The sequence below is a fragment of the Caulobacter sp. ErkDOM-E genome (genome assembly GCF_048541895.1).
GTDB lineage: Bacteria > Pseudomonadota > Alphaproteobacteria > Caulobacterales > Caulobacteraceae > Caulobacter.
The window spans coordinates 3,137,507-3,148,221 of the sequence record NZ_CP183331.1; the positions used below are offsets into that span (position 1 = coordinate 3,137,507).

The following is a 10,715-nucleotide window of genomic DNA, read 5'->3' on the forward strand; positions in this document are numbered from 1 at the left end:
ACAGTTGGGGACGACAGGCCCGGCGGTGGCCGCGCGCGCTCAGCCCCCTTCGCAGGACGGTTCGCGCAAACCGTGGTTGACCCTCGAAAGTCTAGATTAGCCCCGGCCGCGATAGGGCGCGACACCCTGATCGGGAACCCACAGGCCTTCCGGCGCCGGGCCGGTCTGCCAGAACACGTCGATCGGAATGCCGCCGCGCGGATACCAGTAGCCACCGATGCGCAGCCAGCGCGGCTGGGCGATCTCGACGATCTTGCGGGCCACCTTGACCGTGCAGTCCTCGTGGAACGAGCCGTGATTGCGGAAGCTGGTCAGATACAGTTTCAGCGACTTGCTCTCGATCAGCCAGTCGCCCGGCGCATAGTCGATGACCAGGTGCGCGAAATCGGGCTGGGCGGTGACCGGGCACAGCGAGGTAAACTCCGGGGCCACGAAGCGCGCCAGATAGAGCACGTCGGACTGCGGATTGGGCACGCGCTCTAGAACCGCTGCCTCGGGACTGGCGGGCGCGTCGACCATCTGGCCGAGCTGGGTGACGTTGAGGTCTGTCATCGCCGGGATTTAGGCTCGTCCAGCGCCCGAGACAAGCGGGTGTCCGGTCGCTACAAAAGTCCAAACACATGTTCGAGCGTGGGAGGACCATCATGATGGGACGGGATTTCGAAGGCTTCACGGTTGTGGTCACCGGCGCCTCGACGGGCCTTGGCCGGGCCATTGCGGTGGAAACCGCCCGGCGCGGCGCCGGCCTGATCGTCGTCAACTTCGCCAGCAATGCGCAGGACGCCGAGGAAACCGCCCGGCTCATTGAGGCCGAAGGCGCCAAGGCAGTGCTGGCTCAGGGCGACGTTTCGCAGGACGCCGACTGCCGCAGGATTGTGGAGGCCGCCGCCGCGAGCGGCCGGATCGATGCCCTGTTCAACAACGCCGGCATGACCAAGTTCGCGCCCAACCACGCCGATCTCGACGCGGTCGACGCCGAAGACTTCCTGCGGCTCTACAGCGTCAATGTGGTCGGCGCCTTCCAGATGGTTCGCGCCGCCCGGTCACTGCTCGAGGCTGCGCCGCAGCCCGGCGCCGTGGTCAATACCTCGTCCATCGCGGGCGTGGTCGGCAACGGCTCTTCGGTGCCCTACGCCGCCTCGAAGGGCGCGATGACCACCATGACCCTGTCGCTGGCCAGGGCCCTGGCGCCCAGCATCCGCGTCAACGCCATCTGCCCCGGCTTCATCGATACGCCCTGGTTTGGCAAGGCGATGGACGCCGACAGGGTGGATCGCCTGCGGGCCGGCGCGGCGGCCGCGACCCCGCTCAAGGTCGCCTCAACGGCCGAGGATGTGGCCGGAGCGGCGGTCTTCCTCGCCTCTCCCGCTTCGCGTCACGTGACCGGCGAGACCCTGCTGGTGGACGCCGGCCTGCATCTGGGCGGCGCGAGTCTTTCAATGCGATAGAGACCAGCGATGCGCGAAAGACACGGGTAAAGGTCAATCAAGCCTTAACGCTGCATCGTGGCCTAGGTCGTTCATTCTGAAGCAAATTCGTCACACTAAGTTCAAACTTTAGTCGAATACCGCCGTTCGTGCTGGCGCTTTGCCCACTGCGATTGCAACTACATGACGGTCGGCGACTAATGAGTCGTCGACACAGTGCGCTTGCAGGCGCCGTCGAACTCGGAGCCAGCCTCCGGGAGGCGACACAAAGAAGGGGATAGACCACCATGAACATCATGAAGATCGCGCTGGCTTCGGCCGCAGCTACCGTTGCTCTCAGCGGCGCCGCCATGGCGCAAGACTCGCTGAAGCTGTCCTACAATGTTGGCGTCGCCAGCGACTACGTCTTCCGCGGCGTGAGCAACACCCAGGAAGATCCGCAAATCTTCGGCGGCGTCGACGCCACCTACGGCATTGGCTATGCGGGCGTCTGGGCCTCGAACGTCGACTTCGGCGTCGAAGACCCTTCGGCAGAAATCGATATCTATGCCGGCGTGAAGCCTGTCGTGGGCGACACCAACCTGGACCTGGGCCTCGTCTACTACGGCTATTCCAAGGACAAGGGCATCCCCGGTTCGTTCAGCTACCTTGAACTGAAGGCCGCCGCCTCGCGCAGCTTTGGCCCCGCAACCCTCGGCGTCGTGGCGTTTTACTCGCCGGAATTCCCGGCCGACACCGGCCGCGCGTTCTACTACGAAGTGAACGGTTCGCTTCCGGTTTCTGAAAAGATCTCGGTCAGCGCCGCCCTCGGTCACCAGGAAATCAAGCTCGCTGGCGACTACAACACCTGGAACATCGGCGCGACCTACGCCATCACCAGCAACCTCGGCCTCGACCTGCGCTATCACGACACCGACGAGCACGGCTACGGCGCCATCTACGACTCGCGCGTCGCCGTGAGCCTCAAGGCCGCGTTCTAAGAATAACGTCTCGCGTCATTGACGCAGAACGGAGCCGCCCCGGTCACCCGGGGCGGCTTTTTCTTTGCTTTGGGCTGACCGTCCGCGCCTTACGGCTGGAGCCCCCGGCCCCAGACGTCCACCACCGCATCGACGTCGGTCAGGATAGCGAAGTTCAGACCCATGACCTTCAGCGCCGCCTCATGCACGTCGGCCTCGTAAGCGGCGCAGGCGTCGGCCGGCACGAAGACGTGGAAGTCCTGATGAAAGGCGTCCCGGGCCGTGCAGTCGATGCAGCACTCGGTGGTCAGCCCGCACAGGATCAGGGTGTCTATGCCCCGCGCCCGCAGCCTGTCGCCGAGGCCCGTGCCGGCGAAGGCGCTGTAGCGGATCTTCTCGAGCACCAGTTCGCCCGCGACGGGCTTGGGGCCATAGAAGTCAGAGCCGACCCGCCCTGCCCGGCACAGGTCGCTTTCAACATCGGGATCACCGCCCCGCCGCGCCATCCGCTCGCGCCACATCGGCGAGTCGGTTCCAGGCGTGGTCGACAGGCCCACGAAGATCAACGGAACGGCCGCCGCTCTCGCCGCTTCGGCCAGGCGTTCAGCGCAGGCCAGGGCCGGCCCCACGGTCGAAAGATCGACGCCCATGCAGCCGATCACGCCTTCCGGCGCCGCGAAATCGACCTGCATGTCGACGATCAGCAGGGCCGTCCGGCCCGGCGCGATCCAGTCTGGCTCGAGCTGGACCGGGGTCATGCGAAGCGCCGCCGCAGACCCGGCAGGATCTCGGCGCCGAACATGGTCAGGCCTGCGACATAGTCGGGGAAGATCAGCATCAGGCCGTCCAGTTCGCAATCGGCGACAAAGGCCTCGATCTTCTCGCCGCAGGTCGCCGGAGACCCGATCACGGTCTCGGTCATGAACGCTCCTTGCCTGAGGGCCGCAGCATCCAGCTTTTCGGCGGGCGCGCCCCAGCTTCGCAACATGGTTCGCACGGCGCCCAGATCAACCCCGTCGGCATAGGATTGAGCCAAGGCCTGCGCGGCCTCGTCGGTGTCGGCGTGGACGACCGTGCACATGGCGTAGGTTCGGATCGACTTGCCCAGCGCCTGCGCCATCGCCTTGGCGCGCCGGCTGGCGTCGCGGCGATCATCGGTGGTGGCCCCGCCGATGAAGCAGGCGTCCGCCTCGGCCACGGCAAAGGCAAAGCCGCGCGCCGAACTGCCCGCGCAGATCAGGTCCGGGCGAGGCCGCGACAGGGGCTTGGGCTCAGACTGGCAATCATCGAGATTGAAGAAGCGGCCATGATGCGTGACCCGCTCCTCGCTCCACAGCCGCTTGACCACATGGGTCCATTCCTCGGCCAGGGCGTAGCGGTCGTCGTGATCCAGCGCCTCATCCCAGGCGCTCATCTGGGCGAATTCCTCGCGATAGGCGCCGGCGACGATGTTGAGCCCCGCGCGGCCGCCGCTGATGTGGTCCAGGGTGGCGATCATCTTGGCCGCCACGGCCGGGTTCTGCAGCAGCGGATGCAGGGTCGCCCAGATCTTTACCCGTTTGGTGGCCTCGGCTAGGCCCGCCATCAGGGTCACAGATTCCAGCACCGTGCCCCAGTGATCGGTTGCGCCGCCGAAGCCCCGGAACTTGGCCATCGACATGATGAAGTCGAGACCGATCTCGTCGGCCAGCACGGCAGCGGCGCGGTTCTGTGGATACAGGCCGTCGATGCGCGGCGTCGTCCCGGAGACGATCCAGCCGCCATTGGCCACCGGCAGGAAGACGCCGAAATCCTTGTGATGGGGAGAAGACGCGCTCATGCCTTTTCGTAGCACGCGGTCGGCGGGCGAAAACTGCCGATCTTCATTCCGCCCCGGTTCAGTCGGGGACGTCGACCATGTCGGCGGGCGGAACGGGGGGGCGCATGAACAGCGCGGCCACGAAGACCACGGCGATCACGGCCGCAAAAAGCTGGAAGGTCGGCGCGAAACCGCCCAGCCGGTCACGCATCGCGCCGGCGATGAACGGACCCGCCGCCGAGACGGCCCCGACCAGGCAGGTCAGGGAAAAGAGCTCCAGGTTGCTGCGCCGGCCATAATAGTTGAGCAGCAGCACCGTCACCGCCAGGACGGTCAGGCCAAAGCCGACCCCCGTGCCGACGGCATAGAGCAGCATCAGCGGCACGGTGGTCGCCGAGGCCAGGGCCAGCAGGCCCGCCACCAGCATCGCCTGCGCCCCGACCAGCAGCCATTTGGGATCGATGCTGTCGCCAATGAGGCCGCCACCCAGCCGGGCCACGGTCTGCATCAGTGATTCCAGGCTCAGCATCTTGGCCCCGATGGCGGCCGCCGCTGCGGCGGCCATGCCGGCGGCGACGCCGATCTCGCCGATATGGCTGACCGACACGCTGGCCACCGTCACGCCGGTCAGCAGATGGGTGAAATAGGCCGCGACCAGCACATAGAATTGCGGTGTGCGCAGCGCCGCCTGGACGGTCCACTCGTGCGAGGTGCGATGGATCCTGGCGTCGGCGGGGGCTTCTCGGGCTTCCTGCTCCACCTCGACATCGACGTCATGAGCGGCCTGCGCCAGCCACTTCGAACCGCCGACCATCGCGGCGCAGACCGCGCCCACGACGCAGGCCAGAACCGCCTGAACCAGCCAGTACAGTCGCCAGTCATTGTCGCTGCCGCCCATGATCGCCAGGGCCATCCACGGGCCGGCGACGCCGCCCAGCGAGCCGAAGGTGAAATAGATCCCGAACGGCAGGGCGCGCTTGCGATACAGCGCCGACAACACGTGGGTGCCGGGGATCAGCGCCGCCATCTGGAAGCCGATCCCGCACAGGGCTGCACCGACATAGTAGCGGGCGATGCTCTCCGACCCCGCGAAGCCCAGCAGGCCGGCGCTCAGCACCGCCGAACCCAGCAGCAGGGTCCCTCGCACACCGATCCTGCGGATCAGGATGGCCGGCAGCCAGGACGAGGCGCCGGTGAAGACGCCCAGCACCGAAAAGCCCAGGAACGCCTTCTCGAAACTCCAGCCCAGCTCACCGATCATCGCCGGCAGAACCACACCCAGCGACCCATAGGTCGAGGCGGTGATCAGGAAGAGCAGCAGACTGAACCCCGCCAGCAGCGAGAGGCGGCGAATGTTCGTTGGAGCCAAGATCAAAACGTCCGCTTGAGGGTCACACGCCATTCGCGACCCTTGCCGGGCAGCGCGCCCAGATTGGCATAGGTATCGGCGTCAGGGGTGAAATAGAACGTGTCGAACAGATTATCGATGTTGAGCTGAGCCGTATAAGGCCCGCGGGTCACATAGGCCGAGCCGTTGACCACCGAATAGGCGGGATAGCGGACAGCGTTCTGCACCGTCCCTGCGGTTCGGCTCACGTGGCTGACCCCCAGGGTCGCGCCGGCCTGGCCCCAGTCATAGCCCTTGCTGGTATAGGCGCCGTACAGGCTGACCACCGACTTGGGGATCAGGGTATAGGCATAGTCGCCGCCCCGCCCTGGAAGACTCGCGAAGCTCCAGACCACATAGGACCCGCCATAGGCTCTCGGTCCCGCCACCCCCGCCGTATAGGCCGGGATATACTGGAACGAGGCGTCCGGTCCCTTGATCGTGGTCCGCTGACTGTTGCCCGTGAAGGTGAAGCTGAGCTGCTCGCTGGCCAACCAGCGAACCTCAAGCTCGACACCCCTGGCGCGCGTGCCCAGCACGATCGGCGGCGAGCTGTTGGTCAGCTGGGTGCGGTTCTGGCGATAGGCGGCCAGCGAGCCCACCAGCGTGCCGTCCAGCAGCTGGAACTTCACGCCCGTCTCGGCGAGATCCGAGCTCGACAGCCATGACCCATCGGCCACCAGCGACGGCGCGATATCGCCCGCCTGGCTCATCTCCAGGGCCGAGGCCTTGGCGTAGCTGATATAGGGCATCAGGCCGAAAGGGGCCTTGTAGGTCAGGCTGGCGTTCCAGGTCGTCTTGTTGCGGTCATCCGCTTGCCGGCCGGCGATCGTGTAGCTGAGGAAGCCGGTGTCCTGGCTCTCGACCTCGTAGTGATCATGGCGACCGCCGACGATCAGGTTCCAGCGCCCGGCCTCGATATCGGAGGTGAAGAACAGGCTCGACTGGGTCCAGTCCGACCGATTGTCGTTCTCCCAGCGCAGGCCGATACCGCCGGGCTCGTCGGTGAACGGGCTGTCGATGGTGTCGGTCGGCGTGAACCCGAAGGCGATGTCGCGGCGATCCAGGGCGATCAGGCCGCTATTGAAGCTCTCCCGGCGCCGCCCTTCGAACCGGCGGTGCGAGGCGCCGACCAGGGTCCTGGCGCTGACTGCGCCGACCGTCGTGGGAAGCGCCAGGGTGAAGCGGGCCTCCGAGACCCTGGCGTCGATGGCCGACGGATAGCCGTAGGAGACGAAGCGCTCATTGTCCTGGCGGTCGTGGAACAGCTGCAGCTTCAGCGTCCTGTCGCCGCCCAGGTCCTTGGCCAGGTCGAAATAGAGCGTGCCGGTGGTGGTCTTCGAGAAGTCGGCCGGGCTGATATAGACCGTGCGGCGGTTCAGCTTGGTCGTGCCGACGCCTGTGTCCAGGGTGTGGGCCGGGTCGCTGCTCGCGAAGCCGTAATACGGAATGTAGAGCGCGCTGGCATAGGGATAGAAGCCGACCTCGTTGGGCGTGAGACGGCCATTGCCATCGGCGTCGACCAGGTTGGTGTCGCGGCCAGTGATATAGGTGCGGTTGTCGATCAGGTCCTGAGTCAGGCGGTTCCAGCCGGGCGTCTGGACGTCGCCGTCCGAGTGGAAGCCCATGCCGCCAAAGGCCGTGCTCCAGCCGTTGCCCAGGTCAAAATCGGCCGACAGTTCGATCAGTTGCCGACGTGGATAGATGCCCCGGTAGTAGCTGTGGCTGTCCTCGACCTCGCCATAGACATAGACCCCGCCCTGCGCCGCGCCCAGGCTGACCGGCGCGCCGAACTGGCCGGTGACGAGCTTCTTGTTGTAGCTGCCGAAGGTGGCGGTGACCTCACCCTCGGGCCCGGCCAGGAAACGCCCCTCGTCGCGCGCCGACTTGGGGATGAAGTTGACCAGCCCGCCGACCTTGCCGGCGCCATAGACCGGCGTGGGCGGACCGCGCAGCACCTCGATCCGCGCCGCGCCGCCGATCGGCGTGGAATAGGTGCCGCGGTTCTCGACCCGCTTGAAGCCGCGGAAATAGTTCTCGGCCAGGGTGCCGCGGATGTTGAGCGCGCCGGGCACGCCGTAGAAACTTGCGGTATGGGTCCCGGGTGAAACGGCGCTGACGCCGTCCAGGGTCTCGATACCGAAGCGCTCGAGGGTCAGGTCGCTGACCAGGCTGGCCGAACGCGGCGTCTCGATCAGCGGCTTGTCGATGCCGAACACCGTATCGGACGGCTGCTTTTCCAGCAGGCCCGCCTTGTCGCGCGCCAGGACCAGGACGGTGTCGACCTGGTCGGCGACCTGGGTTTCCGCATAGGCCCCGGTGGCGACCAGCATCGTGAAGGCGGTGACCGAGAGCAGCAGGCGTCGAAGCGACATGACAGGAAACCCCAACCTCGCCCGGCGGGAGGAGCAACCAGGCGACGACGTCCACCATCTGGTGGATGACCCAGGGTTGGTCAAAATGCCTTCTGACATTTCAGTTAAGATTATGAGGCCAGTGTGGCGCTATAGCCTCACAATTCGAACCCGAGCTTGTTCTGGGTCAATGCGACCGATCAGGCCTCGACCGACGGGCGTTGCACCGCCTCGGGCGTGACGTTCAACACGCGCATCATCGCCACCCGCGCGCCCTCGACATCGCCGCTGGCGATCACCCGGGCCACGTCGCGGTGCTGTTCGATGTCGGCCAGCAGTTCGGCCTCGGTCGCGCCGTTGAACGAGAACACCCAGAACCGGGCGGCCTTGTGCTGCAGGGGGATCAGGATACGGGCCAGGGACAGGTTCTGGCTGGCCCGGGCCACGGCGGCATGGAAGCGCTGGTCCATGGCCACCAGCAGGGGCAGGTCACGATTGGCGGCAGCCTCTTCCCCGCCCTCGAAGGCGTCGAAGATCGCCTGGGCTTCGGCCTTGGAGGCATGGCGAGCGGCCAGGCCCGCGCAGTGCGGCTCGATCAGGGCCCGGGCCTCATAGCCCTGGCGCAGCTCGACCAGATCCAGGGGCGCCACAAGCGTGCCGGAGCGGGCGCGCCGAATAACCAGACCTTCCAGGGCGAGCCGGCCAAGGGCGTCGCGCACGCCGGCCAGGCCGGCCTCGTAACGCGCCGCCAGCGACTGCTCGTCCAGCCGCGCGCCTGGAGCCAGTTCGCCCAGGATCAGGTCCAGCAGGATCCGCTCATAGACCTTGGCCTTCTGCAGATCGGGCGACCAGTCCTCCAGTCCCGACGAAGAACAGACGTCAAGCACCAGCAACCGCGACCGGGCGTCCTTGGCAGGAAGAGAAGACACCGGTGAGGCTCCGTCAGGGTTGAGCCCTGATAGGTAGGCTGAAATGTCAGAGCGCGCCAGAGGCCGTCAGATGCTCACCCTTCAGGGAGCCGGCCGCAAAGGCAGATGATGGATAGATGCTGCTGCGGCGCTTGGTCGTTCCCAAGCCCCCTTCATTGTCGTCCCGGGACCTGTTCCCGGGACGACAATGGGTTTGAACCTCAAGCTCCATCCCACAAGGGGAGAAGAGCGGGGCCCGTCTAGGGTGCGATCTTCAGCGGCACGAAGACCGGGCGGCCCTGGCGGACCACCTTGGCCAGCACGCTGGTGCGGCCGCCCTTCTGGGCCGCCGAGATCGCCTCAGCCACTTCGCCGGTGGAGTTGACCGCCACGCCATTGACGCTGGACAGGACGTCGCCCTTCACAAGGCCCTTCTCGCCCGCGTCGGAGTCGGCCTTGACGCCGGCGATCAGCACACCGCGCACTTCGGGCGCGATCTTGTAGGTCGTGCGCGCCGTCGTATCCAGCGGGGCCAGGGTCAGGCCCAGGGCCTCGAACTTCTGGCTCTGGGGCTTGTCGGGCGAGGCTGGCGCGCCGCCGTCCTCCTTGTCGTTGTCATTGGCGCCCAGGGCGTCCTCGGCCGGGCGAACGCCGGACTTGACCTCGACTGTGCGGGGCTTGCCGCCGCGCAGGATCGACAGGCGGATGGAATCGCCCGGCTTGGCCTTGGCCACTTCGCGGGTCAGTTCCGAGCCGCTCTTGACGTTGACGCCATTGACGGCGGTGACGATGTCTTCCGGCATCAGGCCGGCCTTGGCGGCAGGCGCGCCTGCAACCAGCTCGGCGATGATGGCGCCCTTCACGTCGGGCATGCCCTGGGCCTCGGCCATCTCTGTGGAGAAGTCCTGGATGTTGGCGCCGATATAGCCGCGCACGACCTTGCCGTTGGCGATCAGTTGCTTGGCGGTCGCCTCAGCCACGTCGGCCGGGATCGCAAAGCCGATGCCGACCGAGCCGCCCGTCGGCGAGAAGATCGCCGTGTTGACGCCGATCACGCGGCCGAAGATGTCGAAGCTGGGACCGCCCGAATTGCCCCGGTTGATCGGCGCGTCAATCTGGATGTAGTCGACGAAGCGCGAGGAGCTGTCGCCCAGATCGCGGTTATAGGCCGAGATGATGCCGGCCGTGGCGGTGCCGCCCAGGCCGAACGGGTTGCCGATGGTGATGACCCAGTCGCCGACGCGCGGCTTGGCCTGGTTCTCGAAATCGACATAGGGGAAGGCCGCGCCCTTGGCCTTGGGGTCGGTGACCCGGATCACTGCCAGGTCGGTGCCTTCGTCGCGGCCGACCACGGTGGCCTTCAGCTGGCGGCCGTCCTTCATGACGACATTGATCTCGTCCGCGTCGGCGACGACGTGGTTGTTGGTGACGATATAGCCGTCGGCCGAGATGAAGAAGCCCGAGCCCGAGGACTGCTGCTTGGGCGCGGCGGGGGTGTCGTCTTCGCCTTCGGCGCCCGGCTTCTGACCGCGCGGCACGATGTCGAAGCCTTCCAGGCCCGGGATGCGCAGACCGCGCGAGGGGCTGGCCTTGGAGGTCACGTCAATCTGGACGACGGCCGGGGAAACCCGCTCGAAGATGTCGGCGAAAGACATCGGGGCCCCGGGCGGGGGCGCGAAGGACGGGGCGGCGACCGTCGAGACACGGATCGCGGCGGGAGCCTCGGCCGCACCGGCCGTACCCATCCGCATGCCCATGCCCGCCAGAGCGGCGGCGGCGACGCCCGCGCCGGCAACGGCGCCCACAATGAAACCCGACTTCCTAGCGGTCATCTCTTGTCTTTCCTCACCCACGGCGCAGAGCGCCGGGACCTGTTCGCTCT

9 protein-coding genes are annotated in these 10,715 nt (G+C 66.7%); 2 read left to right on the plus strand and 7 right to left on the minus strand.

The window, feature by feature from the left end:
• Positions 1 to 96: 96 nt before the first annotated feature.
• Complete coding sequence (queF, locus tag ACN2C7_RS15450) at positions 97 to 552, minus strand: preQ(1) synthase (RefSeq protein WP_419317971.1); 456 nt, start codon at positions 550 to 552, stop codon at positions 97 to 99.
• A gap of 68 nt (positions 553 to 620) precedes the next feature.
• Between queF and ACN2C7_RS15455 the strand changes: the two genes are divergently transcribed.
• Positions 621 to 1,448, plus strand: a complete 828-nt coding sequence (locus ACN2C7_RS15455; RefSeq protein ID WP_419317973.1) for an SDR family NAD(P)-dependent oxidoreductase — start codon at positions 621 to 623, stop codon at positions 1,446 to 1,448.
• Positions 1,449 to 1,714: 266 nt separating this feature from the next.
• The gene (locus ACN2C7_RS15460; protein WP_419317975.1) at positions 1,715 to 2,407 is read left to right on the plus strand and encodes a TorF family putative porin; all 693 of its coding nucleotides are present in this window, start codon (positions 1,715 to 1,717) and stop codon (positions 2,405 to 2,407) included.
• 89 nt (positions 2,408 to 2,496) lie between these two features.
• Here the strand turns inward: ACN2C7_RS15460 and ACN2C7_RS15465 are convergent, their stop codons facing one another.
• The 6 genes from ACN2C7_RS15465 to ACN2C7_RS15490 all read right to left on the minus strand — a co-directional run bounded on the left by ACN2C7_RS15465 (position 2,497) and on the right by ACN2C7_RS15490 (position 10,665).
• Entirely contained in the window at positions 2,497 to 3,144 is a 648-nt protein-coding gene (locus ACN2C7_RS15465) for a cysteine hydrolase family protein (protein ID WP_419317977.1), read from the minus strand.
• A complete protein-coding gene (locus ACN2C7_RS15470) occupies positions 3,141 to 4,205 on the minus strand; it encodes an LLM class flavin-dependent oxidoreductase (protein ID WP_419317979.1) in 1,065 nt (354 codons plus the stop codon). The genes ACN2C7_RS15465 and ACN2C7_RS15470 overlap by 4 nt, the downstream gene beginning before the upstream one ends.
• A 58-nt stretch (positions 4,206 to 4,263) precedes the next feature.
• Positions 4,264 to 5,586: a CynX/NimT family MFS transporter gene (locus ACN2C7_RS15475; protein ID WP_419317981.1), complete on the minus strand. Its 1,323-nt coding sequence runs from the start codon at positions 5,584 to 5,586 to the stop codon at positions 4,264 to 4,266.
• Complete coding sequence (locus ACN2C7_RS15480; protein WP_419317983.1) at positions 5,556 to 7,946, minus strand: TonB-dependent siderophore receptor; 2,391 nt, start codon at positions 7,944 to 7,946, stop codon at positions 5,556 to 5,558. Before ACN2C7_RS15480 ends, ACN2C7_RS15475 begins: the two co-directional genes overlap by 31 nt.
• 179 nt (positions 7,947 to 8,125) lie before the next feature.
• The gene (locus tag ACN2C7_RS15485; RefSeq protein WP_419317985.1) at positions 8,126 to 8,854 is read right to left on the minus strand and encodes a GntR family transcriptional regulator; all 729 of its coding nucleotides are present in this window, start codon (positions 8,852 to 8,854) and stop codon (positions 8,126 to 8,128) included.
• Positions 8,855 to 9,093: 239 nt separating this feature from the next.
• Positions 9,094 to 10,665: a trypsin-like peptidase domain-containing protein gene (locus ACN2C7_RS15490; protein WP_419317987.1), complete on the minus strand. Its 1,572-nt coding sequence runs from the start codon at positions 10,663 to 10,665 to the stop codon at positions 9,094 to 9,096.
• Between the last annotated feature and the right edge of the window lie 50 nt (positions 10,666 to 10,715).

Bases quoted from the DNA above. Each gene is read 5' to 3' on its own strand.
- queF (WP_419317971.1), bottom strand. From the start codon at position 552: ATGACAGACCTCAACGTCACCCAGCTCGGCCAGATGGTCGACGCGCCC.
- ACN2C7_RS15455 (WP_419317973.1), top strand. From the start codon at position 621: ATGTTCGAGCGTGGGAGGACCATCATGATGGGACGGGATTTCGAAGGC.
- ACN2C7_RS15460 (WP_419317975.1), top strand. From the start codon at position 1,715: ATGAACATCATGAAGATCGCGCTGGCTTCGGCCGCAGCTACCGTTGCT.
- ACN2C7_RS15465 (WP_419317977.1), bottom strand. From the start codon at position 3,144: ATGACCCCGGTCCAGCTCGAGCCAGACTGGATCGCGCCGGGCCGGACG.
- ACN2C7_RS15470 (WP_419317979.1), bottom strand. From the start codon at position 4,205: ATGAGCGCGTCTTCTCCCCATCACAAGGATTTCGGCGTCTTCCTGCCG.
- ACN2C7_RS15475 (WP_419317981.1), bottom strand. From the start codon at position 5,586: ATGGCGTGTGACCCTCAAGCGGACGTTTTGATCTTGGCTCCAACGAAC.
- ACN2C7_RS15480 (WP_419317983.1), bottom strand. From the start codon at position 7,946: ATGTCGCTTCGACGCCTGCTGCTCTCGGTCACCGCCTTCACGATGCTG.
- ACN2C7_RS15490 (WP_419317987.1), bottom strand. From the start codon at position 10,665: ATGACCGCTAGGAAGTCGGGTTTCATTGTGGGCGCCGTTGCCGGCGCG.